Origin of the sequence: Streptomyces luteogriseus (assembly GCF_014205055.1) — a bacterium.
GTDB classification, from domain to species: Bacteria; Actinomycetota; Actinomycetes; order Streptomycetales; family Streptomycetaceae; genus Streptomyces; species Streptomyces luteogriseus.
The window spans coordinates 1,292,745-1,317,562 of sequence record NZ_JACHMS010000001.1; the positions used below are offsets into that span (position 1 = coordinate 1,292,745).

Annotated in this window: 18 protein-coding genes and 1 pseudogene; 12 read left to right on the forward strand and 7 right to left on the reverse strand. The window is 71.0% G+C overall.

Annotation, left to right across the window (positions count from 1 at the left end):
- Positions 1-14: 14 nt before the first annotated feature.
- Positions 15-155 (reverse strand): MFS transporter small subunit, encoded by a 141-nt coding sequence (locus BJ965_RS05940; protein WP_184907705.1) that lies wholly within the window; start codon positions 153-155, stop codon positions 15-17.
- Positions 124-1,455, reverse strand: a complete 1,332-nt coding sequence (locus BJ965_RS05945; protein ID WP_184907706.1) for an OFA family MFS transporter — start codon at positions 1,453-1,455, stop codon at positions 124-126. The genes BJ965_RS05940 and BJ965_RS05945 overlap by 32 nt, the downstream gene beginning before the upstream one ends.
- A 233-nt stretch (positions 1,456-1,688) precedes the next feature.
- Between BJ965_RS05945 and BJ965_RS05950 the strand changes: the two genes are divergently transcribed.
- The 5 genes from BJ965_RS05950 to fdhD are packed head-to-tail and all read left to right on the forward strand — an operon-like array spanning position 1,689 to position 8,125.
- Positions 1,689-2,660, forward strand: a complete 972-nt coding sequence (locus BJ965_RS05950; protein WP_184907707.1) for a 2-dehydropantoate 2-reductase — start codon at positions 1,689-1,691, stop codon at positions 2,658-2,660.
- Positions 2,657-4,582 carry a molybdopterin oxidoreductase family protein gene (locus tag BJ965_RS05955; RefSeq protein WP_184907708.1) on the forward strand — a complete coding sequence of 642 codons (1,926 nt, stop codon included), beginning with the start codon at positions 2,657-2,659 and terminating at the stop codon, positions 4,580-4,582. The genes BJ965_RS05950 and BJ965_RS05955 overlap by 4 nt, the downstream gene beginning before the upstream one ends.
- A 6-nt stretch (positions 4,583-4,588) precedes the next feature.
- A complete protein-coding gene (locus BJ965_RS05960) occupies positions 4,589-6,412 on the forward strand; it encodes an NADH-ubiquinone oxidoreductase-F iron-sulfur binding region domain-containing protein (RefSeq protein WP_184907709.1) in 1,824 nt (607 codons plus the stop codon).
- Entirely contained in the window at positions 6,409-7,269 is an 861-nt protein-coding gene (locus BJ965_RS05965) for a 2Fe-2S iron-sulfur cluster-binding protein (RefSeq protein ID WP_184907710.1), read from the forward strand. Before BJ965_RS05960 ends, BJ965_RS05965 begins: the two co-directional genes overlap by 4 nt.
- 7 nt (positions 7,270-7,276) lie before the next feature.
- Entirely contained in the window at positions 7,277-8,125 is an 849-nt protein-coding gene (gene fdhD / locus BJ965_RS05970; protein ID WP_184907711.1) for a formate dehydrogenase accessory sulfurtransferase FdhD, read from the forward strand.
- Positions 8,126-8,236: 111 nt separating this feature from the next.
- Here fdhD and BJ965_RS05975 read toward each other — a convergent pair whose 3' ends face one another.
- Positions 8,237-8,674 carry a MarR family winged helix-turn-helix transcriptional regulator gene (locus BJ965_RS05975; protein ID WP_184907712.1) on the reverse strand — a complete coding sequence of 146 codons (438 nt, stop codon included), beginning with the start codon at positions 8,672-8,674 and terminating at the stop codon, positions 8,237-8,239.
- A gap of 103 nt (positions 8,675-8,777) precedes the next feature.
- Here BJ965_RS05975 and BJ965_RS05980 point away from each other — a divergent pair, with 103 nt between their 5' ends.
- The 3 genes from BJ965_RS05980 (at position 8,778) to BJ965_RS05990 (ending at position 12,951) form a co-directional block, all read left to right on the forward strand.
- Positions 8,778-9,695 (forward strand): quinone oxidoreductase family protein, encoded by a 918-nt coding sequence (locus tag BJ965_RS05980; RefSeq protein WP_184916824.1) that lies wholly within the window; start codon positions 8,778-8,780, stop codon positions 9,693-9,695.
- A gap of 140 nt (positions 9,696-9,835) precedes the next feature.
- Positions 9,836-11,707 carry a sialidase family protein gene (locus tag BJ965_RS05985; RefSeq protein WP_184907713.1) on the forward strand — a complete coding sequence of 624 codons (1,872 nt, stop codon included), beginning with the start codon at positions 9,836-9,838 and terminating at the stop codon, positions 11,705-11,707.
- Positions 11,708-11,718: 11 nt separating this feature from the next.
- Positions 11,719-12,951 carry a DUF4185 domain-containing protein gene (locus BJ965_RS05990; protein ID WP_184907714.1) on the forward strand — a complete coding sequence of 411 codons (1,233 nt, stop codon included), beginning with the start codon at positions 11,719-11,721 and terminating at the stop codon, positions 12,949-12,951.
- On the opposite strand, the gene BJ965_RS05995 is transcribed toward BJ965_RS05990, so the two are convergent.
- Entirely contained in the window at positions 12,887-13,900 is a 1,014-nt protein-coding gene (locus tag BJ965_RS05995) for a bile acid:sodium symporter family protein (RefSeq protein WP_246546521.1), read from the reverse strand. The genes BJ965_RS05990 and BJ965_RS05995 overlap by 65 nt on opposite strands.
- Before the next feature lie 161 nt (positions 13,901-14,061).
- On the opposite strand from BJ965_RS05995, the gene BJ965_RS06000 reads away from it, so the two are divergent.
- From BJ965_RS06000 to BJ965_RS06010, 3 genes are all read left to right on the forward strand, one after another.
- Positions 14,062-14,940 (forward strand): LysR substrate-binding domain-containing protein, encoded by an 879-nt coding sequence (locus BJ965_RS06000; protein ID WP_184907716.1) that lies wholly within the window; start codon positions 14,062-14,064, stop codon positions 14,938-14,940.
- A 301-nt stretch (positions 14,941-15,241) separates the two neighbouring features.
- Positions 15,242-17,068, forward strand: a complete 1,827-nt coding sequence (locus BJ965_RS06005; protein WP_184907717.1) for an AMP-dependent synthetase/ligase — start codon at positions 15,242-15,244, stop codon at positions 17,066-17,068.
- A gap of 158 nt (positions 17,069-17,226) precedes the next feature.
- On the forward strand, positions 17,227-18,018 hold the full coding sequence (locus BJ965_RS06010; protein WP_184916827.1) for an aldo/keto reductase: 792 nt from the start codon (positions 17,227-17,229) through the stop codon (positions 18,016-18,018).
- Between the two features lie 121 nt (positions 18,019-18,139).
- Here the strand turns inward: BJ965_RS06010 and BJ965_RS06015 are convergent.
- The 3 genes and pseudogenes from BJ965_RS06015 to BJ965_RS06025 form a co-directional block, all read right to left on the reverse strand.
- Positions 18,140-18,352 (reverse strand): annotated as a pseudogene (locus BJ965_RS06015) (SDR family NAD(P)-dependent oxidoreductase); the annotation flags it as partial.
- Between the two features lie 156 nt (positions 18,353-18,508).
- The gene (locus BJ965_RS06020) at positions 18,509-19,414 is read right to left on the reverse strand and encodes a class I SAM-dependent methyltransferase (RefSeq protein WP_184907718.1); all 906 of its coding nucleotides are present in this window, start codon (positions 19,412-19,414) and stop codon (positions 18,509-18,511) included.
- 129 nt (positions 19,415-19,543) lie between these two features.
- Positions 19,544-21,259 (reverse strand): glycoside hydrolase family 6 protein, encoded by a 1,716-nt coding sequence (locus BJ965_RS06025; protein WP_184907719.1) that lies wholly within the window; start codon positions 21,257-21,259, stop codon positions 19,544-19,546.
- A 451-nt stretch (positions 21,260-21,710) separates the two neighbouring features.
- On the opposite strand from BJ965_RS06025, the gene BJ965_RS06030 reads away from it, so the two are divergent.
- Complete coding sequence (locus tag BJ965_RS06030) at positions 21,711-24,629, forward strand: glycoside hydrolase family 48 protein (RefSeq protein WP_184907720.1); 2,919 nt, start codon at positions 21,711-21,713, stop codon at positions 24,627-24,629.
- Positions 24,630-24,818 lie beyond the last annotated feature (189 nt).

The window sequence follows — 24,818 nt, forward strand, 5'->3', positions numbered from 1 at the left end:
ACCGCGCCCGGCTCCTAACCGGTGAACAGCTGCGTCGCCTTGCGGACGAGCTCGTACACCCCGTAGGCGAGCGGGACGCCCACCCACACCCAGGCGAGGGCGATCAGCCACCGCCGGTCCGGGCTAGGCGGACTCTGACTGCTGTCGCCGGCCATGGGCGGCCTCCTTCGGGGCGGGGACGTGGTGGCGGGGGTCGACGGGCCGCACCAGTTCGTTGGCGACGAAGCCGACGACGAGCAGCCCGATCATGATGACGAACGACAGCCCGTACAGGGACGCGCCGTGCCGGCCCGCCTCCTCCTGCCGGTCGGCGATCCAGTTCACGATCAGCGGGCCGAGCACCCCGGCCGTGGACCAGGCGGTGAGCAGCCGCCCGTGGATGGCGCCGACCTGGTACGTACCGAACAAATCCTTCAGATAGGCAGGAACCGTGGCGAAACCACCGCCGTAGAAGGAGAGGATGACCAGCGCGCAGAGGACGAACAGCGGCTTGGAGGAGTCGCCGAAGAGGGCGATGAGGGCGTACATCGCGGCGCCGACGCCCAGGTAGACGCGGTAGATGTTCTTGCGGCCGATCAGGTCGGACGTCGAGGACCAGCCGATGCGGCCGGCCATGTTCGCCGCGGACAGCAGCGCGACGAAGCCGGCGGCGGCCGTCACCGACACCGGGGTGGAGGTGTCCGCGAAGAAGTCCGTGATCATCGGCGCGGCCTTCTCCAGGATGCCGATGCCGGCGGTGACGTTCATGCAGAGCACGATCCACAGCAGCCAGAACTGTGGGGTACGGATGGCCTGTTTCGCGGAGACCTGCGGGCCGGCGAGGACACTGGGACCGCTCTCCACGGGCTTCTCGGTGCGGGGCACCCGGACCAACAGCACACCCAGCAGCATGAACACGGCGTACGACAGCCCGTGGGCCAGGAAGGCGAGTGCGATGCCGGTGCTGTCGCCGCCGAACGACTCCAGCATCTGGGCCGACCACGGCGAGGCGATGAGCGCACCACCGCCGAAGCCCATGATGGCGATGCCGGTGGCCATGCCGGGCCGGTCCGGGAACCACTTGATCAGTGTGGAGACGGGCGAGATGTAGCCGATGCCGAGACCGATGCCGCCGACGAAGCCGTAGCCGAGGACGATCAGCCAGTACTGCTCCAGGGACGCGCCCAGCGCGGAGAGCAGGAAGCCGGACGAGAAGCAGACCAGGGCGACGGTCATCGCCCAGCGCGGGCCGTTGCGCTCGACGAGGGTGCCGCCGAACGCGGCGGACAGACCGAGCATGACGATGCCCAGTTGGAAGGGCAGCGCGCTCTGGGTGCCGCTGAGGCCGAGCGCGGACTCCAGGGGCGGTTTGAACACGCTCCAGGCGTAGGCCTGGCCGATGGAGAGATGTACGGAGAGAGCGGCGGGCGGGACGAGCCAGCGGCTCCAGCCCGGGGGCGCGACTGGGGGACTCATGAACCCCGGACGGTAGGGATCCGCACGGGAGTTGAGAAGCGCGGCGTCGACCGTATGCGGTGAACGGTATCCGGCATGCGCCGAACGGTCGGCGCGCGGACCCTTGCCGCCCCAACCTCCATACTGTAGACAATATTTCGTCGACACAAGCCGTCCGCGAGCCATACGCGACCCGTGGGCGGCCGGACGGCAGCCACCTCCGCGGTATCCCTCAAACCGAACGGAGTGTTCCCGTGAAAGTCGCAGTTCTCGGCGCCGGTGCCATCGGCGCCTACGTCGGCGCCGCGCTCCACCGCGCGGGCGCCGAGGTGCATCTCATCGCCCGTGGACCGCATCTGGCGGCCATGAGGCAGCACGGAGTCCGGGTGCGCAGCCCACGCGGTGACTTCACCGCGCACCCCCACGCCACCGACGACCCGGCCGAAGTCGGCCCGGTCGACCATGTCTTCCTGGGCCTGAAGGCAAACGCGTACGCGGCGTGCGGGCCGCTGATCGCGCCGTTGCTGCACAAGACGACCGCGGTCGTCGCGGCCCAGAACGGCATCCCCTGGTGGTACTTCCACCGGCACGGCGGCCCGTACGACGGCCACCGCGTCGAGAGTGTCGACCCGGACGGCGCGGTCAGTGCGGTGCTCGCGCCCGAACGGGCCATCGGCTGTGTCGTCTACGCGGCGACCGAACTCGAAGGGCCGGGGATCGTACGCCACTTGGAGGGCACGCGGTTCTCCGTCGGCGAGCCCGACCGCAGCCGTTCCGCCCGCTGTCTCGACTTCAGCGAGGCCATGCAGGCCGGCGGTCTGAAGTGCCCGGTGGAACCGGACCTGCGCAGCGACATCTGGGTCAAGCTGCTCGGCAACATCTCCTTCAACCCGATCAGCGCCCTGGCCCGCGCGACCATGCGGCAGATGTGTCTGCACGGCGGCACCCGCAAGGTCATCGAGATCATGATGACCGAGACGCTGGCGGTCGCCGAGGCCCTCGGCTGCGAGGTCGGTGTCTCCATCGAGCGCCGGCTCGCCGGTGCCGAGCGGGTCGGCGACCACCGCACCTCCACGCTCCAGGACCTGGAGCGCGGCAAGCCGCTCGAACTCGACGTGCTGCTCGCGGCGGTCGTCGAGCTGGCGGACATCACCGGCGTGGAGGTGCCCACCCTGCGCACCGTGCACGCCATCTCGGACCTGCTCTCGCTGAGGAGCGCCGCATGAGGCAACGCGACCGGACCCCCACGACCTACACCCGGCTCACCCACCCCCTCGTCCGTGACTCCCGCGATGAGCCGTTCCGGCAGGCCACCTGGGAGGAGGCCCTGGACCGGGCCGCCCTGGGCCTCGGGCGCAACCGCGACGCCTTCGGGATGTTCAGCTGCGCCCGCGCCACCAACGAGATGAACTACGTGGCGCAGAAGTTCGCCCGGGTCGTCATGGGCACCAACAACGTCGACTCCTGCAACCGCACCTGCCACGCCCCGAGCGTGGCGGGCCTGTCCGCGGCGTTCGGCTCGGGCGGCGGCACGTCGTCGTACGAGGAGATCGAACACACCGACGTCATCGTGATGTGGGGCTCCAACGCCCGGTTCGCACACCCGATCTTCTTCCAGCACGTGCTGAAGGGGATCAGGAACGGCGCCCGGATGTACGCGGTCGATCCGCGCCGGACGTCGACCGCCGAGTGGGCGGAGAGCTGGATGGGGATCAACGTCGGCACGGACATCCCGATGGCGCACGCGATCGGCCGCGAGATCATCCATGCGGGCCTCGCGAACGAGGCGTTCATCGCGCGGGCCACCAGCGGCTTCGAGGAGTACAAGGCCCTGGTCGAGCCGTGGACGCTGTCGCTCGCCGAGAAGGTCACGGGCGTACCGGCCGCGGCGATCCGCGAACTCGCGCACGCCTACGCCCGTGCCGAACGGGCCCAGTTGTGCTGGACCCTGGGCATCACCGAGCACCACAACGGCACCGACAACGTCCGCGCCCTGATCAACCTGTCGCTGCTCACCGGGCACGTGGGCCGCTACGGCTCGGGCCTGCAACCCCTGCGCGGGCAGAACAACGTGCAGGGCGGCGGCGACATGGGCGCGATCCCCAACCGGCTGCCCGGCTTCCAGGACATCCTCGACCCGGACACCCGGCTCAAGTTCGAGTCGGCCTGGGACACCGTCATCCAGCCGCACTACGGCCTGAACCTCACGGAGATGTTCGAGGCCATGGAGGACGGCACGCTCAAGGCCGTCTACTGCATCGGTGAGAACCCGGCGCAGTCCGAGGCGGACAGCGAGCAGGCCGTACGGCGGCTGAAGGCCCTGGACTTCCTGGTCGTTCAGGACATCTTCCTCACGAAGACGGCCCAGCTCGCCGACGTCGTGCTGCCGGCCACCGCCGGCTGGGCCGAGACCGACGGCACGACCACCAACAGCGAACGGCGGGTCCAGCGCGTCCGCAAGGCCGTCACCCCGCCCGGCGAGGCCCGCGAGGACATCGACATCATCTGCGACCTCGCCGCCCGCCTCGGGCACGACTGGAAGTACGCCGACGCCGAGACCGTGTGGAACGAACTGAGGTCCGTCTCGCCCGACCACTACGGCATGACGTACGAGCGCCTGGAGGAACACCAGGGCATCCAGTGGCCCTGCCCGAGCACGGACGACATCGAACCGACGTATCTGCACGGCCGGTTGTGGGAGTCCGACCCGGCGCGGCGCGGCCCGCTCGCGCCATTCGGGATCGTGCAGCACGACCCGCCCGTGGACCTCACCGACGAGCGGTTCCCGGTCCGGCTCACCACCGGGCGGCGGCTCGACTCGTACAACACCGGCGTGCAGAGCGGCGGTTACGCCTCGCCGCTCAGGCGCGGCGAGTTCATCGAGCTGAGCCCGGAGGACGCCGAGCGCTACGGGGTCGTGGTCGGCGAGCACGTCCAGGTGACCTCGCGGCGCGGGTCGGTGACCGCGCCGGTGTGGGTGGACACCGCGCTGCGGCCGGGGCTCGCCTTCATGACCATGCACTTCCCGGACGAGGTGGACACCAACCAGCTGACGATCGAGGCGAACTGCCCGATCGCGGGGACGGCGGAGTTCAAGGCGTCGGCGATCCGGATCGAGAAGCTGCCCATCGCGACCATCGTGGGGTGAACGTACGTGGACCTGCACTTCGGTGACAGCAAACCGACGGACGAGGAACGGTCGGCCGTCGACGCCCTGCTCGGGCCTCCCGAGTCCTCCTGGGAGGGTGCCGACCGTTCCGACGCCGATCTGAGGTGGGCGCGTGGCGGACGCGAGGCCCGGGACCGCCGCGACCTGCTGCTGCCGGGGCTGCACGCCGTCAACGACCGGATCGGCTGGATCAGCGAGGGCGCCCTCGACTACCTGTGCCGGCGGCTGACGGTGCCGCCGGCGGAGGCCTACGGGGTCGCCACCTTCTACGCCATGTTCTCGGTCAGGCCCCGTCCGGCGACCGTGCTGCACGTGTGCACGGACCTGGCGTGCGCGGCGGCCGGGGCGCCTCGGCTGTGCGCCGGGATCGAGGCGCGGCTGGGCCCCGGCAGCGGGGTGAGTGTCGAGCGCAGCCCGTGCCTGGGCCTGTGCGAACGGGCGCCGGCCGCACTCGCGATCAAGGCCGGGGACCCCGTCCGTACGGCGGTCTCGGCGCCGGCGACCGTCGAGGAGGCCGTGCTCGCCGCGAACTCGCCCGGCTCCGCGCCCGAGGAGCCACCGGCCGCGCTGGCGGTGCCCCAGGCGGGGCAGGACGGTCTGATGCTGCTGCACCGCGTCGGCGTGGTCGACCCGTCGTCCCTCGACGACTACCGCGCCCACGGCGGCTACACCGCCCTGCGCCGGGCCTTCGAGCTGGGTCCCGCCGGGGTCATCCGCGAGGTCACCGACTCGGGTCTGGTCGGGCGCGGCGGCGCCGCCTTCCCCACCGGCCGCAAGTGGCAGGCCACGGCGTCCCAGCCCGACCGTCCGCACCACCTCGTCTGCAACGCCGACGAGTCGGAGCCGGGCACCTTCAAGGACCGGGTGCTCATGGAGGGCGACCCGTACGCGCTCGTCGAGGCGATGACGGTCGCCGGGTACGCGACCGGCGCGCACAAGGGCTACCTGTATCTGCGCGGCGAGTACCCGCGCGCCCTGCACCTGCTGGAGCACGCGATCACGCAGGCCCGTGCGCGCGGGCTGCTCGGCGACGACGTCCTCGGGCAGGGTTACGCCTTCGACATCGAGATCCGGCGCGGCGCGGGCGCCTACATCTGCGGTGAGGAGACGGCCCTGTTCAACTCCATCGAGGGCTATCGGGGCGAGCCCCGCTCCAAGCCGCCGTTCCCGGTGGAGAAGGGCCTGTTCGGTAAGCCGACGGTCGAGAACAACGTGGAGACGCTGGTCAACGTCCTGCCGATCCTGACCATGGGTGCCCCGGCGTACGCGGAGATCGGCACGGGGCGCTCCACCGGCCCGAAGCTGTTCTGTGTGTCGGGGAGTGTGGAGCGGCCCGGTGTCTACGAGGTGCCGTTCGGCGCGACGCTGGGCGAGGTGCTCGCCCTGGCCGGGGTGCGCGAGGGGCTGCGGGCGGTGCTGCTCGGCGGGGCGGCCGGCGGTTTCGTACGGCCCGACGAGCTGGACGTGCCGCTCACCTTCGAAGGGACGCGCGAGGCGGGCACGACGCTCGGCTCGGGGGTCGTCATGGCCTTCGACGACGGCGTGCCCCTGCCCCGGCTGCTGCTGCGCATCGCGGAGTTCTTCCGCGACGAGTCGTGCGGGCAGTGCGTGCCCTGCCGGGTCGGGACGGTGCGGCAGGAGGAGGCGCTGCACCGGATCGTGGAGCGCACGGGCGCCGACGCAGCCGACGACATCGCGCTGCTGCGGGAGGTCGGCCGCGCCATGCGGGACGCCTCGATCTGCGGTCTGGGGCAGACCGCGTGGAACGCCGTGGAATCCGCCATCGACCGTCTGGGGGCGTACGAATGACCGTCACACCGCTGGGGATCCCGCGCCGCATGCTGGAGTTCACCCTCGACGGCGAGGAGGCCCGGGTCCCCGAGGGCTCGACGATCCTGGACGCCTGCCGGGCGGCCGGGAAGGACATCCCGACCCTGTGCGAGGGCGACACCCTGCGCCCGAAGAACGCCTGCCGGCTCTGCGTCGTCGAGGTCGAGGGGGCCAGGACGCTGGTCCCGGCCTGCTCCCGCAAGGCCGAGCCGGGGATGGAGGTGCGCACGGACACCGAGCGCGCCCGGCACAGCCGCAAGGTCGTCCTGGAACTGCTCGCGTCCTCGGTCGACCTGTCGACGACCCCGGAGGTCGCCGGGTGGCTCAAGGAGTACGAGGCGAAGCCGGACCGCTTCGGCCCGGACGCGGCGCGGCTGAACGAGGAGCCGAGGGTCGACGACGAGCTGTACGTCCGCGACTACGACAAGTGCATCCTCTGCTACAAGTGTGTGGACGCCTGTGGTGACCAGTGGCAGAACTCCTTCGCGATCTCGGTCGCGGGACGCGGTTTCGACGCCCGGATCGCGGTGGAGCACGACGCGCCGCTGACGGACTCTGCGTGCGTGTACTGCGGGAACTGCATCGAGGTGTGCCCCACGGGCGCGCTGTCCTTCAAGTCCGAGTTCGACATGCGGGCGGCGGGTACCTGGGACGAGGCGCGGCAGACGGAGACGACCACGGTGTGCGCGTACTGCGGCGTGGGCTGCAACCTGACGCTGCACGTGCAGGACAATGAGATCGTGAAGGTCACCTCGCCGCACGACAACCCGGTGACCCACGGCAACCTCTGCATCAAGGGCCGCTTCGGCTACCAGCACGTACAGAACCGGGACTGATCAGGACATGGGACGAGTCACGGAACGACGCAAGGTGATCCGCATCCGGGCCGGGGTGGTCTCCAGCCGGCCGGACACGCTCGTCGCCGAGGAGCCGATGGAGATCCGGCTCAACGGCAAGCCCCTGGCGATCACCATGCGCACCCCTGGCGACGATTTCGCGCTGGCGGCGGGGTTCCTGGTCAGCGAGGGGGTGCTGGCCGGGCAGCAGGACGTGCAGAACATCGTCTACTGCGCCGGGGCGACGTCCGAGGGATCGAACACGTACAACGTGGTCGACGTGAAGACGGCCCCAGGCGTGGTGATCCCTGACATCACGCTGGAGCGCAACGTCTACACCACGTCCTCCTGCGGGCTGTGCGGCAAGGCGTCGCTGGACGCGGTGCGCACCACGGCCCGGTGGCCCGTCGCCGACACTCCCCCGGTCCGGCTCTCCCCCGAGCTGCTCGCGGGCCTCCCCGACCGGCTGCGCGCGGCCCAGCGGGTCTTCGACCGGACCGGGGGCCTGCACGCGGCGGCCCTGTTCTCGGAAGAGGGCGAGCTGCTGGACGTCCGGGAGGACGTGGGCCGGCACAACGCGGTCGACAAGCTGGTCGGCCGTGCCCTGCAGAGCGGGGACCTGCCGCTGTCCCGGGCGGTCCTGCTCGTCTCGGGCCGGGCCTCCTTCGAGCTGGCGCAGAAGGCCGTGATGGCGGGCATCCCCGTGCTGGCGGCGGTGTCGGCCCCGTCCTCGCTGGCGGTGGACCTGGCCGCCGAGGCGGGTCTGACGCTGGTGGGCTTCCTGCGGGGCAGCTCCATGAACGTGTACGCGGGTGCGGACCGGATCGCTGTGCGGGCCGCGGCCGCCCAGGGCTGAGCAGGTCCCTCCCGCGACACGGCGGCGGGGCCCCGACCGGCGGGGAGCGCCCCCTGCGCCGTAGGGGCCCCGTCTCGGCCTGCCCGGTCGCGGCGCCCCGGGGCGTCGCGCCTACTCGGCCGTGGCGGATATCCGGAGCAGCATCTCCATGAGCTGTTCCCGCTCGGCCGCCGACAGCGGTGCGAGCAGTTCGTCGTTGGCGGCGCGGGCCGCCTTCTCGCAGCGCTTCAGCAGCCGTGCCCCCTGTTCCGTGAGGGACACCGCGTTCTTGCGGCGGTCCTTCGAGTCGGGCTCGCGGACCACCAGACCGGCCGCCTGGAGCTCGTTGAGCACACCGACCAGGTCCTTGGGGTCCAGCCGGATCCCGCGGCCGAGGTCGGCCTGGGCGACGGGCGCGAGGTCACGCACGGCGGACAGTACGACGTGGTGCCACATCCGCATGTCCTCCCCGGCCAGTGCCTCGGCCACCAGGGCCCGGCCGCGGGCGGCGGCGCGGCCGAGCAGCCAGCTGGGCAGGGAGCGGATCGCGGGGAGGGGGGCTTCCGACATGGGCGCAGCCTAACCGCAAAGTCGTTGGTTCTTCCTATGATCCTCCTATACCGTTGGGCTCCCCCATGAATTCATGGGGATCACCAACGACCCCGGAGGTGCGATGCGCCGCGTCCGCTACGAATCCCGAGGCGGCCCTCTCTTCGTGGAGGAGGCCCCGCTCCCCGTGCCCGGCCCCGGAGAGCTGCTCGTGCGCGCGGAGGCGATCGGCGTGACGCTCCCGGTCGTACGCAAGGTCACCGAGTCGGCCGAGCCCGTCCCGCTCGGCGGCGAGATCGCCGGGCAGGTCATGGCCGTCGGCGAGGGCGTCACGGGTTTCGGCACCGGCGACCGGGTGACCGGACTCTGCTTCGGCCACGGCTACGCCGACTTCGCGCTGCTGCACGAGGCCATGACCTCCCCGGTTCCGGCGGACGCGAGCGCCGTCGACGCGGTCGCCCTGGTCCGCAGCGGACTGGTCGCCCTCGGTGCCCTGGAGGCGGCCCGCCCCGAGCCGGGCGAGGCGGTCCTGGTCACCGCGGCCGCGAGCGGAGTCGGCCACCTGGCCCTGCAACTGGCCAGGACGCGCGGCGCCGGACGGGTCGTGGGAGCCGTCTCCGACGCGGCCAAGGCCGAGTTCGTCCGGGGCCTCGGCGCCGACCACGTCATCACGTACGGCGACACCGGCTGGGGCACCCCGGTCGACTACGTCCTGGACGCGGTCGGCGGCGAGCTGCTCACCCCTGCGCTGCACGCCCTCGTCCCCGAGGGGCGGCTGGTGGCGTACGGCTCGGGCGGTGGCACCATCCAGGCGTACGACCTGCTCGTGGGCGCCAAGTCGGTGATCGGATTCCAGATGGCCCGTATCGCCCGCGGGAAGCCGGAGTTGTACGAGCGGTGGCGTGAGGAGCTGTGGCGCCTGTTCGCGGCCGGGGAGCTCAGGCCCGTCGTCCACGGGGAGTTCGCCCTGGAGGACGCTGCCAAGGCGCACGGGGAGATCGAGGGGCGGTCCAACCTGGGCAAGGTCGTCCTGATCCCCTGACGCACGCTTCTTGTGGGGGGTCTGTGAACCCAAGTACCGTCTGTGGCCCACACATGGGACGTGGGATGTCCGAATGACCGGATGTCTGTTCCCACGCCCCGGTGGTCCAGCCGACAGACGCATGAAGGGCAGGTCGCACCATGCCGTCACGTCTTCACGCACGTCTGAGATCCACCCTGACAGCCGCCGTCGCCGCCGGCGCGCTGCTCGCGCCGACCGCCCCGGCGCACAGCCAACCCGCGGCCGCTTCACCGGAGTTCGACCAGCAGGTGCTCTTCAAGGCGTCCCAGGACCCGGGCTACGCCTGCTTCCGGATCCCGGCGATCGTGCGCACCACCAGCGGCACACTCCTGGCGTTCGCCGAGGGCCGCGTCCTCAACTGCGGTGACGCGGCCGACATCGACATCGTCCTCAAGCGTTCCACCGACGGCGGCCGCACCTGGGGGCCGCTCCAGGTCGTCACCGAGGGCGCGGGCGACACACACGGCAACCCGGCGCCGGTCGTGGACCGCGGCACGGGCCGGATCCTGCTGGCCGAGACGTACAACACCGGCCGTACGGACACCGGAAACTGCACCGTCCCCTGTGACCGCACCCCGCACCTGCAGCACAGCGACGACGACGGCCGCACCTGGTCGGAGCCGCGCGATCTGAGCGACGAGATCCTGCCCGAACACTGGAACTCCTGGTACGCGACCGGACCCGTGCACGGCATCCAGCTGACCCGCGGCAGGCATGCCGGGCGGCTGGTTTTCGGCGTCAACACCGAGACGTGGAACGGCAGCCGGGTCTCCGCCAACCACGCCGCGCTGGTGGTCAGCGACGACGGCGGCGACTCCTGGCGCGTCGGCGCCACGGACACCTGGCCCATAGGGCCGGACGGCGTGTTCCGGCAGAAGCCGTCCGAGGTGACGCTCGCCGAACGCGCCGACGGCGCCCTGCTCGTCAGCGGCCGGGAGCAGGACGGCACCGACCTCGGACACCGCTCCCAGACCCTCAGCACGGACGGCGGCGACAGCTTCGCCACGCCGTTCCGCGACCTCCCGGATCTGTACACCCCACAGGTCCAGGGCGCGACCCTGCGCCTGGGCGACCGGATGCTGCTGTCCGCCCCGGCCGACCCCGACCGCCGCCGCACGATGATGGTCCGCTCCTCCTACGACGGCGGACGCACCTGGGAGAGCGTGGACCGGGGCACGGTCGTCACCACGGACTGGTCGGGCTACTCCGACATGGCGGCCGTCGACGGCACGACGGTGGGCCTGCTGTACGAGGGCGGCGCGGCCGACGCGCGCGACGAGATCCGCTTCGCCCGCTTCACCGAGGACTGGCTGAAGCCGCGCCGGGGCGCCGACCCGACCACGCGCGACGCGGCCGCGGGCGCCAGGCCCGCGGCGGTGCTCGGCGGCGCCCGGCGCACGGCCGGCGTCCGCGGGGGCGCGCTGTCGTTCGACGGCAGCGACGACGCCGTACGGCTGCCCTACCGGTCCCGGCTCCCGCTCGGCGAGGGGGACTTCACGGCCTCGCTGCACTTCCGCTACACGGCCACGACCGGCGAACAGCCCTTCCTGTGGATGGGCGGCATCGGCACCACCCAGCCGCAGATCTGGCTGCGCGGGGAACCGGCGAGCAACCGGGTCCGGGGGCTGATCACCACCCGGTCCGGCGCGACGACCGTCAGGTCCGCCTCGGTGGCGGCCGACGGCGCCCACAACGACGGCCGCTGGCACCATCTGGCCCTGCGCCGCGGCGGAGGGCGGTTGACGCTCTTCCTCGACGGCGAGGCGATCGGCACCGCGGACGTGCCCGGCTCGGTCAGCCGCAACTCCCCGTTCGGCGTGCACATCGGGCAGCGCATGGACAGCCGGGCGTTCCTCACCGGAGCGATCGACGACGTCCGGGTGTGGAAACGGGCCCTGAGCGACGAGGAGTTGGCCTCCGGCGCGTCGGGCGCGGCCTCCCGGGGCACGGTGCTGTGGCTCCCCATGGACCAGGTGAGCGGCAGCAACTAACGTCACCCGACGTGCCCGACGACTCAGGAGCAGCACGAGCACGACAGCGCACGGGAACCGGGATCGGCCTGCTGCTGGTCCTGGTTCTCGGCGCCGCGCTGCTCATCGCCCTTCCGGACGACGAGAGGCCGGACGACTCCTGTCCGGCGCTCACGGTCGGCTCCTGGAAGACGGACGACGGCCTCACCGCCGAGTTCTCCCGCTACGGCGACGACGCGAGCCGCACGGACGACTGGACCGGCGGCGACGGCACCCACTCGGTGCGGCTGCCGGACGGCCGGGTGCTGTGGCTGTTCTCGGACACCTATCTGGGCCGGGTGTACGGCCCGCCCAACCCGCACGGCGAGTCCTACGCCTGGCGGGACGCCGGCACGCCGCTGGTGCGCAACTCGGCGGTGCTGATGCGCGACGGCCGCCTCGACACCACCCTGCCCGCCCCGCTGTTCGCCGACCCGGCGCCGAACCAGTGGCGCTGGCCGGTCGCCGCCCGCGTCGAACCCCGCTCCCCCGGCTCCTCGGAGCAGGTCGTCCGAGTGCTGCTGTGGGTGCGCACGGCGGGCCAGGCGCCCTGGATCTACGGCGTGCCCACCGCCACCGAGGTCGCCACGCTGTCGCTGCCCGGCCTGCGCCTGGAGTCGGTCGTCGAAGTGCTCGGCCAGCAGCGGGTCCCCGACCCGTCCCGGCGGGTGCTGTTCGGTACGTCGCTGGTCGAGGAGGACGGCTGGACCTATGTGTTCGGCGGCGACGACGGCCGGGCCGCCTCCCGGCCCGTGTCGCACGCGTACGCGGCCCGGGTGCCCAAGGGCGCGCTCGGCGACCCGTCGGCCTGGCAGTACTGGAGCGGTTCGGCGTGGGTGCCCGGCGCCCGCCCCCGGCCGGTGCTCGGGGACGGGCGGCGCAAGGGCGTGGGCAGCGCGTTCTCGGTCGTCCGGGAAGGGGGCACGTACGTGCTGTTCACGATGGCCGCCGGCCCGAAGGGGCTCACCACCGTCGCGTCCTACTGGTCCTGCTCGCCGGCCGGGCCGTGGCACGGTCCGGCGAAGGAATTCAGCCCACCGCTGCCCCAGGGGCAGGTCGCCGCCTACAACCCGCAGGCGCATCCGGTGCTGAGCGGCGACGGGCGGCTCGTGCTGAGCTACGACGTCAACTGGCTGGAGACGACGGGCGCCGCGGCCCAGCTCAGCCGGAACGTGTCCCTGTACCGACCGCGCTTCGTGTCGTTGCGCCTGGCTTCGGTGCGGTGACCTCCGCCGACGCCTCCCGGGCGCGCCGCTTGGCGATCACCGCGCAGACGATCAGCTGCATCTGGTGGAAGAGCATCAGCGGCAGCACGGCCAGCGCCGCCTGCGCGCCGAACAGGACGCTCGCCATGGGCAGTCCGGCGGCCAGGGACTTCTTCGAGCCGGCGAACTGGATCGCGATCCGGTCCTCGCGGCCGAAGCGCAGCGCCTTGCCGCCGTACCAGGTCAACAGCAGCATCACGGCGAGGATCACCGCCTCGACGACGACCAGGCCACCGAGCCGGGCGGGGCTGACCTGGTGCCAGATGCCCTGCACCATGCCCGCGCTGAACGCGGTGTAGACGACGAGCAGGATCGAACCGCGGTCCACCAGGGCGAGGACCTTCTTGTGGCGAGTGACGAAGCTGCCGATATAGCGCCGCAGCACCTGTCCGGCGAGGAACGGCACCAGCAGTTGCAGCACGATCTTCAGCAGCGAGTCGGCGGAGAAGCCGCCGCCGTTGCCGCCGAGCAGCGAGGCCGCGAGCAGCGGGGTGGCGACGACGCCGACGAGGGAGGAGAAGGAGCCCGCGCAGATCGCGGCGGGCACGTTGCCGCGGGCCATCGACGTGAAGGCGATCGACGACTGCACGGTCGACGGGACGAGCGTGAGGAAGAGCAGTCCCTGGTAGAGCGGGTCCGTCAGGATCACCGGGACCAGCCCGCGGGCCGCGAGCCCGAGCAGCGGGAAGACCAGGAAGGTGCAGGCCAGGACCGTGACGTGGAGCCGCCAGTGGCGCAGCCCGTCGAGCGCCTCGCGGGTGGACAGCCGGGCACCGTACAGGAAGAAGAGGAGGGCGACCGCCGCCGTGGAGGCGCCGGAGGCGACATCCGCGGCCGGCCCGCGTGCCGGGAACAGCGCGGCGAGGCCCACCGTCCCGAGAAGCAGCAGGATGTAGGGGTCGATCGGCAGCCGGCTCGGCCAGCGCAGGCGTTTCACGGTGCTCCACTTGCTTGGTACTTCGGTCGGTCCGGGGCCGCAGCGGCCCCCTTCCATCCTGCTCCGCGGTCCGGCGATCGGGAATCCCGTATACGGCTCTCACTGTCATCGCGTTTCGCGATAACGTGAGGGGCATGTACGACCCGTCCCATCTGCGCACCTTCATGTCGGTGGCGCAGACGCTGAGCTTCACGCAGGCCGCGCGGCGGCTCGGGCTGCGGCAGTCGACGGTCAGCCAGCACGTGCGGCGGCTCGAGGACGCCGCCGGGCGCACGCTGTTCACCCGGGACACCCACTCGGTGGAGCTGACGGAGGACGGCGAGGCCATGCTCGGCTTCGCGCGCCGGATCCTGGAGGTGCACGAGCAGGCGGCGGCGTTCTTCACGGGCACCCGGTTGCGCGGCCGGCTGCGCTTCGGCGCCTCGGAGGACTTCGTGCTGACCCGGCTGCCCGAGATCCTCGAGGGCTTCCGGCACGAGCACCCGGAGGTCGACCTGGAGCTGACGGTCGAGCTGTCGGGCACGCTGCACGAGCAGCTGGCGGCCGGGAAGCTGGACCTCGTGCTGGCCAAGCGGCGACCCGAGGACCCGCGGGGCGAGCTGGTCCGGCACGACCGGCTGGTGTGGATCGGCGCGGAGCGGCTCCGGCTCGACCCGGACCGCCCGGTGCCGCTCATCGTCTACCCGCCGCCGGGCATCACCCGCGCGCTCGCCCTGGAGGCCCTGGAGCGGCAGGGCCGGGACTGGCGCGTGGTGTGCACCAGCGGGAGCCTCAACGGCCTGGTCGCGGCGGCCCGGGCCGGGCTCGGGGTGATGGCCCACTCCCGGGGCCTCATCCCGCCGGGACTGGTCCGGGTCCCGGAGCGGGCGGGGCTGCCGGAGCTGGGGCAGGTCGACTTCGTCCTCGTCCACGGCCGGCGCCGGCCCTCCGCCCAGGGCGCGGCGGACGCCCTCGCGGCGGCGATCCTGGCAGGTGGGGACCGTCTGCACCGCAGCGAGCGCAAGGGGCTGTGACGAAGCGGAGTGACAGAATCCGCCGTCGCCCCGCTGACCGAAGAGACCCCGCAGTGAGGCGCGACGCGCCCCGGCCGGACTCGTACAGATTCGGTGGAGATTACGGCACCGAAACTTACTCAACCGTCAGGATTGTGTCCGACCCTTCCCCATGTGAGCGCTTTTTTCCCTGACTGACCAGCGCATACGAGGGGGCCGCTCGCCTTCGCACCCCCTCCCGCCCCCTGGCCGGTTGGGGTAGCTTTCACGGCGCTGTGCGGGGCGTCACTCGACTGAAGCGCTGAGGAGCGGGGAGCGGGGATTGCGCGAGTTCACCAACCCTCCGTTGGCGTTGGCACCTCCGGTGGGTGGTCTGGCCGACGTGGTCTTCGAGCATGCCCGGGAAGACCCGCTGCACATCGCGCTGGGCCGCAAGGACGACGCGGGCCAGTGGCGGGATGTCACCGCCGCCGAGTTCCGCGACGAGGTGCTCGCCCTGGCCAAGGGGCTGCTGGCGAGCGGCATCCGGTTCGGCGACCGGGTCGCGATCATGTCCCGCACCCGCTACGAGTGGACCCTCTTCGACTACGCGCTGTGGACGATCGGCGCCCAGGTCGTGCCGGTCTATCCGACGTCCTCGGCCGAGCAGTGCTTCTGGATGCTGTACGACGCCGAGGTGACGGCCGCGGTCGTGGAGCACGAGGACCACGCCATGACGATCGCCACCGTCATCGACCGGCTGCCCCGGCTGCGCCGCCTGTGGCAGCTCGACTCGGGGGCCGTGCACGAGCTGTACGACGCGGGCGCGCACCTCGACGACGAGGTGGTGCACCGCCACCGGCAGGCCGTCACACCCGACTCGGTCGCCACGATCATCTACACCTCGGGCACCACCGGCCGCCCCAAGGGCTGCGTCATCACGCACGGCAACTTCATGTACGAGGCGGACACCGTCATCGAGCGCTGGGAGCCGGTGTTCCACTCCAAGCGCGGCGACGAGGCGGCGACCCTGCTGTTCCTGCCGCTCGCGCACGTCTTCGGGCGTATGGTCCAGGTCGCCGGCATCCGCGGCAAGGTGAAGTTCGGCCATCAGCCGCAGCTGAACGCGGCGGCCCTGCTGCCGGACCTGGCCGCGTTCAAGCCGACGTTCTTCCTGGCCGTGCCGTACATCTTCGAGAAGGTGTTCAACGCGGCCCGCCGCAAGGCCGAGAAGGAGGGCCGCTCCGGCCCGTTCGAGAAGGCCGTCGACATCGCCATCAAGTACGCGGACGCGATGGAGGCCAAGGCCTGGGGCACCGGCCCCGGCCCGTCGGCGGGCCTGCGCATGCAGCACCAGCTGTTCGACAAGCTCGTCTACACCAAGATCCGCGCCGCGATGGGCGGCCGCATCAAGCACGCCATGTCCGGCGGCTCGGCGATGGACCGCCGGCTCGGGCTGTTCTTCGCCGGGGCGGGCGTGCACATCTACGAGGGCTACGGCCTGACGGAGACCACCGCCGCCGCGACCGCCAACCCGCCAGGGCGCACCCGCTTCGGCACGGTCGGGCTGCCCATTCCCGGCATGACCGTGCACATCGCGGACGACGGCGAGATCTGGCTGCACGGCGCGAACGTCTTCCAGGGGTACCTCAACAACCAGAAGGCCACCGACGCGACCCTGCACGACGGCTGGCTCGCCACCGGCGACCTCGGCGCGCTGGACGAGGACGGCTTCCTCACCATCACCGGCCGCAAGAAGGAGATCCTGGTCACATCCGGCGGCAAGAGTGTGTCACCCGGTGTGCTGGAGGAACGCGTCCGGGACCACCCGCTGGTCAACCAGTGCATCGTCGTCGGCAACGACCGCCCGTACATCGCCGCCCTGGTCACCCTCGACCAGGAGGCCGTCGAGCACTGGCTGGCCATGCGGGCCAAGCCGCAGATGTCCCCCGCGGAGCTGGTGCGCGACGCGGATCTGGAGACGGAGGTGCGCCGTGCGGTGGTCGCCGCCAACACCCTGGTCTCGCAGGCCGAGTCGATCCGCACCTTCCGCATACTCGCCCAGCCGTTCACGGAGGAGCACGGGCTGCTGACCCCGTCGCTGAAGCTGAAGCGCAAGGCGATCGAAAAGGCGTACGAGAACGAGGTCGAAGCGCTCTACCGGGCGTGACGTCCGCATCGCGGGGCAGGTGTGGCTTCGGAATCTCCCGTCAGGAATGCATCACCGCCTGTGATCGTTGACGATGGGTAGGAACACCTGACCACTTAGCGAAGGATCGAGAGCTCGTGAGCAAGGTCCCCCCGATCATCCTGAACAACGGCGTCGAGATGCCCCAGCTGGGCTTCGGCGTCTGGCAGGTGCCGGACGACGAGGCCGAGACGGCCGTCGCGACGGCGCTGGAGGCCGGGTACCGCAGCATCGACACAGCGGCGATCTACGGCAACGAGGAGGGCACCGGCAAGGCCATCGCCGGCTCCGGCGTCCCCCGCGAGGAGCTCTTCGTCACCACGAAGCTCTGGAACGCCGACCAGGGCTACGACGCCACGCTGCGCGCCTTCGACACGTCGCTGGAGAAGCTCGGCCTGGACTACGTCGACCTGTACCTGATCCACTGGCCGACGCCGGAGCGGGGTCTGTACGTCGACACCTACAAGGCGTTCGAGAAGCTGCACGCCGACGGCCGGATCCGGGCCATCGGCGTCTCCAACTTCCTTCCCGAGCACCTTCGGAAGCTGATCGGCGAGACGTCGGTCGTCCCCGCGGTGAACCAGATCGAGCTGCACCCGCATCTGCAGCAGGGCGCCTCCCGCGCGTACCACGCGGAGCAGGGCATCGCCACGGAGGCCTGGTCGCCGCTCGGCCAGGGCAAGGGTCTGCTGGAGGTCCCGGCGATCGTGGCCATCGCCCGCAAGCACGAGCGCACCCCGGCCCAGGTCGTGCTGCGCTGGCACATCCAGCTGGGCAACGTGGTGATCCCGAAGTCCGTGACGCCGTCGCGGATCAAGGAGAACATCGAGGTCTTCGACTTCAGCCTCGACGACGAGGACCTGGCGGCGATCAGCGCCCTGAACGAGGACCGGCGCATCGGCCCGGACCCGGCGGAGTTCAACGGCGCCTGAGCCGTACCGGCGGCACCCGGGTCCGGAATCCCTCGCAGTGCCGGACCACCGGAAGCGCCCCGGCCCGGAGCCCCGTCGCGGGGCCCGGGCCGGGGCGCTTCCGTTTCCGCATCTCAGAGTTGAGAGTGCTGTCCACCGCCGAGCGGACGTCGTCGTACACGGCGGTGTCACCGACGAGTGTCAGCAGCCCCTCGGGGCGTCCCAGTTCCTCGGCGAAGTCACGCTGCCGCTCCTCCCCGCGGCCGGTGACCGCCACCCGGTGCCCGGCGTCCAGCAACTGCCGTGCGACAGCGGCACCGATCCCTCCCCCAAGCTCTCGACTTCGCTCGAGCAGGGGGACCCCCGCCGCCGCCGGTGATGAGCGCGACCTGAGCCATGGATCTCCCCCTGTGGTGTCGGCCGGAGTGCGATGCCGGGGAGTCCATCAGCTGGAGCGCTCTCGAAGTCAAGGGCCTCGGTGTCAAGGGCCTCGACGGTGAGGGACGCGGAGCTACGCGGGCCGGACCGCGGTGTGCACGGTGTGGGCCGCCAGCACGAACACGTCCTGGCGGTGGTGCAGGCCCGCCTTGTCGTCGGGGTCGAGGAGGCGGTCGAGGGTGGCGCGGTCGTCGTGGTCGAGGCCCTCCGCGAGGGTGTCCCGAAAACGCGTCAGGGAGTCGATGACGTGGGCGCGGGCGCGGTCCGAGGCCGGGGCGGGAAGGTCCAGGAGGAAGCTGTGCGTCCGGGTGTGCGTCAGGCCCGCTGCGGCCAGCAGGGCGGGCCAGTTCTCCGGCTCGGCGACATGGCCCTGGAGGTCCTGCCGCATCTTCGTGAACCACTCCTCCTCCAGCGCGTCCATGCGCGCCTGGAGGCCGGGGCGGCCGATGCCGATGTCGCGGGGCAGGAACCGGGCGGGCAGCCCGCCCTCCATGAGGGCCAGGGTGCCGCCGGGTGCCAGCCGGGCCGCGAACGCGACGAGCCCGGCCCGCTGGTCGCCGAGGTGGTGCAGGGTCCGGCTGGCCCACAGCAGATCGGCCGGGTAGTCCAACTCGCCCAGGACGTCCGGAAGTTCCCCGGCAACCGTGCCGAAACGGTCGGCCACCCCCTGCCGCTCCGCCCGGGCCCGGGCCAGCTCCAGCAGCGGCTCCGAGCCGTCCACGGCCACGATGCGGGCGCCCGGGAACGTCTCGGCGAACAGACACGACACGACGCCGGGCCCGCTGCCCGCGTCGACGATCAGGCCCGGTTCGGTCACCTCCTTCGCCAGCCAGGCCAGGGCCCGCTCGTACATCGACGTGAACAGCTCGGCCTGGGATTCCAGCATCGGGGCCATCGCCGCCCAGTCGATGTCGGTGTGGTCGTGGTGGTGGCCGTGGCCCTGCCGGTGAACGGGGTCGTGGTCGTGGTCGTGCGCCATGGTGTTCAGCCTCTCGCTCGGATGCGGTCAGCGTGCGCCGACGCACCGAGGGGAGGCCACTGCTGTTGCCGGTGCGGCAAATCCGCCGGGGCCGGGGCCCCGGCGGATCAGCCGGTCAGCGAGGACGGGTCAGGACAGCGGCGGGTACGCGTTCTGCATCAGCTGCCGGAACTGGGCGGAGAACCAGTGCCCGGACAGCGGCGCGTCCGGCAGGGCACCGGACATGTTGTTGTTGTTGCGCGGGTTGCCCGTGTAGGTCGGGTCGCACATGCGGTCGAAGCCCTTCCCCTCGTCGTTGGGGATCTGCTTGCTCGCCCCGTCGGACTCGCCCGGCGGCTTCATCCACACGTACGCGTCGATCCCCGCGGCCGGGGCGGCCTTCGGGCGCTCGCCGAGGCCGGCTCCGGACTGGTTGCACCAGTTGCCGCCGTTGAAGCGGCGGTCGTAGCGCCCGCCGTCGACGTACGTGTCGACGCTGGTCGTCGCGCCTGGTCCGGTGGGCCGTGCGGTGCCGCCCCAGCCGTTGCGGGAGGTGTCGATCAGCATGCCGATGCTCGAGTTGAAGCCGGACGAGACCAGCTGGCTGCGGAACGCCTGGGCGTAGGACAGCTCGTCGACGTAGCGGTTCCAGTCGAGCCACTTCGACTCGCGGACGGACTTGCCGGCCACGGTGTCGCTGATGGTGAAGTGGTCCTCTTTCAGGGCGCTGTAGTTCGCCGTGTTGGTGATGAAGCCGTGGACGTCGTTCACCGTGGCGCCCTCGGCGGTCGCCGCCTCCTTCATGATGGTGGCGGTGGGACCGAAGTTGTCGTCCCAGCCGATCCAGCCGTGGTGCCCGGCGTCGACGTAGTTGTAGACGTTGGGCACGTCGCCGAGCTTGTTGAGCGCGTAGCCGACGCCCTTGACGTAGTTGCCGTTGGCCTTCATCACGTCGCACTGCGGGACGGCTGTCGGGCGGCTGCCGGTGTTGGTGACGAGGTTCGGCAGCGAGTCGATCTCGACCGTGGTGACGATCCGCAGCGAGGCGTACTTCGGGTCGGCGAGGATCGCCTTGATCGGGTCGATGTACTCCGTCTTGTACCGGTCGATCTCCGTCGGGCCGAGCTCGCCGTTGGAGGCGAGGGCGGAGCAGTCCCGGCCGGGCAGGTTGTAGATGACGAACTGGACGACGAGCTCGCCGGACCCCTTCTGGCGCAGGGCCTCGTCGAGGTGCTCGCGCAGGCCCATCTTTCCGCCGGCGCCGTTGATCGCGGCGATGCGGTCCAGCCATACACCGGTCGGCTGGTTGGCGACCCGGCTGCCGCCGGGCTCGGCGGCGGCGTTCGCGGACCACTCCGGGTTCACGTACACCTTCGCGCCCTCGTAGGGGTTGTTCACGCGGGTGGACGGTCCCCCCGGGTCCGGCGGGTCCGTGGGGCCGCCACCGCCGTCGACGTTGCAGGTCACGCCGTCGAGGGTGAAGGTGGCCGGGATCGCGTTGCTGCCGCTGTAGCTGCCCTGGAAGCCGAAGCTCACCGAACCGCCGGTCGCCAGCTGGCCGTTGTAGGCCTCGTTGGCGGCGGTGACGGCGGCGCCGCTCTGGCTGATCTTGGCGTTCCAGCCGCTGGTGACCTTCTGGTCGCCGGCATACGACCACTTCAGCGACCACGAGGACTTGGCGGCGCTGTTGTTGGTGAGCGTCACGGCGGCGGTGAAGCCGGTGCTCCACTGGTTCTGGATCTTGTAGTCGACGGTGCAGGGGACTGCCGCGATGCCGGCCGTGCCGGGGTCGACGGCGAACGCGGTGCCGGTCGCGCCGGCGACCAGGGCCACGGCGGCCAGTAACGCGGTTCTCGTACGGCTCATGAGTGGGGGTCCCTCTTCCGTTGGGGTTCCTTGCGAATTCCGCGGTTCCGTGGGGGGTTCTCGGAGCGGTGAGGTGTTCGCGGGCAGGGCGGAGCCCGGCGGCGTCGTACGCGGCCGACGCGGGGCGGCAACTGTCCGCCGCACGCGGGCGTCGCGCGCCGGCGGCGGCTCAAAGTACTGAACGCGGGGGGTGTCGCATGAGCGACTCCTTGCAGGTCGGGCGCGCCGTGACGGACGCGTCGACTGATGGAACCGCTCCCACTGGTGCCAAGGAAGGTAGCGCCAAGTGACAGTAAAGAACAGGGGAGTTGCTGACTTTTGCTCAACGCGGGGCGTCGAATCTTTTCGACTCTTCAAGGACCTTGACCGGTACCTGACGTGTCCGCACTATGGGAGCGCTCCCACTGGTTCAAGCCTTGACTTCTCCGAGCCGCAAGGAGGAACCAGCACCATGCATCCCCCACCCCGGAGACGCCGAGCCGTGCGGCGGTTGTGGACCGCCGCCCTCGCAGCTCTCGCGCTTCCGTTGACGATGCTCTCCTCGGGGTCGACTCCCGCGCAGGCAGCAGCACTTCAGTGCAGTGTCGACTACAAGACGAACGACTGGGGCTCCGGTTTCACGGTGGACCTGACCCTCACCAACCGCGGCACGGACGTCATCGACGGCTGGACGCTGACCTACGCCTACGCCGGCAACCAGAAGCTGGGCAACGGCTGGAACGGCACCTGGTCACAGTCCGGCCAGAACATCACCGTGAAGAACGCCGCCCACAACGCGCGCGTCGCCGCGGGCGCCGCCGTCTCCACCGGCGCCCAGTTCTCGTACAGCGGCAGCAACACCGCGCCGACGTCCTTCTCGGTCAACGGCACTCCCTGCACCGGCGCGCACCAGCCGCCGATCGCGGTACTGACCAGCCCGAGCGCGGGCGCCGTCTACACCCAGGGCCAGGCGGTTCCCCTGGCGGCGACCGCCGCTGCGGCGGACAACGCCACCATCAGCAAGGTGGAGTTCTACGACGACACCAAGCTGCTGGGCACGGACACGAGCTCGCCCTACACGCTCTCCGTCTCCGACCTGGCCGTGGGCAGCCACTCCCTGGTGGCGAAGGCGTACGACAGCACGGGCGCCTCGGCCGACTCCACCCCGGTCGGCATCACCGTGGCCTCGGGCCCGACCGTCGTCGCCTCACCGCTCCAACTGGGCGTCCAGTCGGGCAAGTCGGGCACCTACGAGGTGAAGCTGTCCAAGCAGCCTTCCGCGAACGTGACGGTGACCTCGGCCCGCGCCAGCGGCAACTCGGGCCTGTCGGTCTCGGCCGGCGCCTCGCTGACCTTCACGCCGCAGAACTGGAACACCGCGCAGAAGGTGACCGTCACCGCCGGGAACTCGGGTACCGGGTCGGCCGTGTTCGAGTCGACGGCTCCGGGCCACGCCAAGGCCTCGGTCACCGTCACCCAGCTGGCGGCGGCGAAGGTGTACGACGCCCGCTTCCTGGAGCTGTACGGGAAGATCACCAACCCGGCGAACGGCTACTTCTCCCCCGAGGGCATCCCGTACCACTCGGTCGAGACACTCATCGTCGAGGCGCCGGACCACGGCCACGAGACCACGTCGGAGGCGTACAGCTACCTCCTGTGGCTCCAGGCCATGTACGGCAAGGTGACGGGAGACTGGTCGAAGTTCAACGGCGCGTGGGACCTCATGGAGAAGTACATGATCCCCACCCACGCCGACCAGCCGACCAACTCCTTCTACAACGCCTCCAAGCCGGCCACCTACGCGCCCGAGCTGGACACACCGAACGAGTACCCGGCCAAGCTCGACTCCGGTGTCTCGGTCGGGTCCGACCCGATCGCGGGCGAGCTGAAGAGCGCGTACGGCACGGACGACGTCTACGGCATGCACTGGCTGCAGGACGTGGACAACGTCTACGGCTACGGCAACTCCCCCGGCAAGTGCGAGGCGGGTCCGTCGGACACCGGCCCGTCCTACATCAACACCTTCCAGCGCGGCGCGCAGGAGTCGGTGTGGGAGACGGTGCCGCAGCCGACCTGTGACGCCTTCAAGTACGGCGGCAAGAACGGCTACCTGGACCTGTTCACCGGGGACGCCTCCTACTCCAAGCAGTGGAAGTTCACCAACGCGCCGGACGCCGACGCGCGGGCCGTGCAGGCCGCCTACTGGGCGGACCTGTGGGCCAAGGAGCAGGGCAAGGGCTCCGCCGTCTCCGCGACGGTGGGCAAGGCCGCCAAGATGGGCGACTACCTGCGCTACTCCATGTTCGACAAGTACTTCAAGAAGGTCGGCAACTGCGTCGGGCCGTCGGCCTGTCCGGCGGGCACCGGCAAGGACGCCTCGTTCTACCTGATGTCCTGGTACTACGCCTGGGGCGGCGCCACCGACACCAACGCCGGCTGGGCCTGGCGCATCGGCTCCAGCCACGCCCACGGGGGCTACCAGAACCCGCTGGCCGCGTACGCGCTCAGCAGCTACGCGCCGCTGAAGCCGAAGTCGGCGACGGGCGCTGCGGACTGGGCCAAGTCCATGGACCGGCAGCTGGAGTTCTACCGCTGGCTGCAGTCGAGCGAGGGTGCCATCGCGGGCGGCGCGACCAACAGCTGGGCCGGCCGGTACGCGACCCCGCCGTCGGGCAAGTCGACGTTCTACGGCATGTACTACGACGAGAAGCCCGTGTACCACGATCCACCGTCCAACCAGTGGTTCGGCTTCCAGGCGTGGTCCATGGAGCGCGTCGCCGAGCTGTACCAGCAGACGGGGAACGCGAAGGCCAAGACGGTCCTCGACAAGTGGGTCGACTGGGCGCTGTCCAAGACCACGTTCAACCCGGACGGCACGTTCCGCATCCCGTCGACGTTGCAGTGGTCGGGCCAGCCCGACACCTGGAACGCCTCCAGCCCCGGCGCCAACAGCGGGCTGAGCGTCACCGTCGCCGACTACACCAACGACGTGGGTGTGGCCGCCGCGTTCGCCAAGACCCTGACGTACTACGCGGACCGCTCCGGTGACACGGAGGCCGCGGCGGCGGCGAAGAAGCTGCTGGACGGGATGTGGGACAACCACCAGGACGCCCTCGGGATCGCGGTCCCGGAGAACCGGGCCGACTACAACCGGTTCGACGACCCGGTGTACATCCCGAGCGGCTGGACGGGCACGATGCCGAACGGTGACGCGATCAACTCGTCGTCGACGTTCGACTCGATCCGGTCGTTCTACGAGGACGATCCGGCCTGGTCGAAGATCGAGAGTTATCTCGCGGGCGGTGCGGTGCCGTCGTTCACGTATCACCGGTTCTGGGCCCAGGCGGACATCGCCCTGGCCATGGGCTCGTACGCGGAGCTTCTCGAATAGTCCCCGCCGGGCGCTCCGAGGGGGCGTGGGTTTTGTCTGCGGGCCATGTGTGGCTGGTCGCGCCCACGCGGCGGAACCGCATATCGATGCAGCCCCGCGCCCCCAAGACAGCGTCCGAAGCTCTGCGTACACGGCCCTGCACCTGACGCGGGGCCACCACGGCCGGGCGGCTCCACCCGCACAGGGGCC

Bases quoted from the DNA above. Each gene is read 5' to 3' on its own strand.
- BJ965_RS05985 (WP_184907713.1), top strand. From the start codon at position 9,836: ATGCCGTCACGTCTTCACGCACGTCTGAGATCCACCCTGACAGCCGCC.
- BJ965_RS05955 (WP_184907708.1), top strand. From the start codon at position 2,657: ATGAGGCAACGCGACCGGACCCCCACGACCTACACCCGGCTCACCCAC.
- BJ965_RS06020 (WP_184907718.1), bottom strand. From the start codon at position 19,414: ATGGCGCACGACCACGACCACGACCCCGTTCACCGGCAGGGCCACGGC.
- BJ965_RS06030 (WP_184907720.1), top strand. From the start codon at position 21,711: ATGCATCCCCCACCCCGGAGACGCCGAGCCGTGCGGCGGTTGTGGACC.
- BJ965_RS05980 (WP_184916824.1), top strand. From the start codon at position 8,778: ATGCGCCGCGTCCGCTACGAATCCCGAGGCGGCCCTCTCTTCGTGGAG.
- BJ965_RS06010 (WP_184916827.1), top strand. From the start codon at position 17,227: ATGCCCCAGCTGGGCTTCGGCGTCTGGCAGGTGCCGGACGACGAGGCC.
- BJ965_RS05975 (WP_184907712.1), bottom strand. From the start codon at position 8,674: ATGTCGGAAGCCCCCCTCCCCGCGATCCGCTCCCTGCCCAGCTGGCTG.
- BJ965_RS05940 (WP_184907705.1), bottom strand. From the start codon at position 155: ATGGCCGGCGACAGCAGTCAGAGTCCGCCTAGCCCGGACCGGCGGTGG.
- BJ965_RS05945 (WP_184907706.1), bottom strand. From the start codon at position 1,455: ATGAGTCCCCCAGTCGCGCCCCCGGGCTGGAGCCGCTGGCTCGTCCCG.
- BJ965_RS05965 (WP_184907710.1), top strand. From the start codon at position 6,409: ATGACCGTCACACCGCTGGGGATCCCGCGCCGCATGCTGGAGTTCACC.
- fdhD (WP_184907711.1), top strand. From the start codon at position 7,277: ATGGGACGAGTCACGGAACGACGCAAGGTGATCCGCATCCGGGCCGGG.
- BJ965_RS06025 (WP_184907719.1), bottom strand. From the start codon at position 21,259: ATGAGCCGTACGAGAACCGCGTTACTGGCCGCCGTGGCCCTGGTCGCC.
- BJ965_RS06000 (WP_184907716.1), top strand. From the start codon at position 14,062: ATGTACGACCCGTCCCATCTGCGCACCTTCATGTCGGTGGCGCAGACG.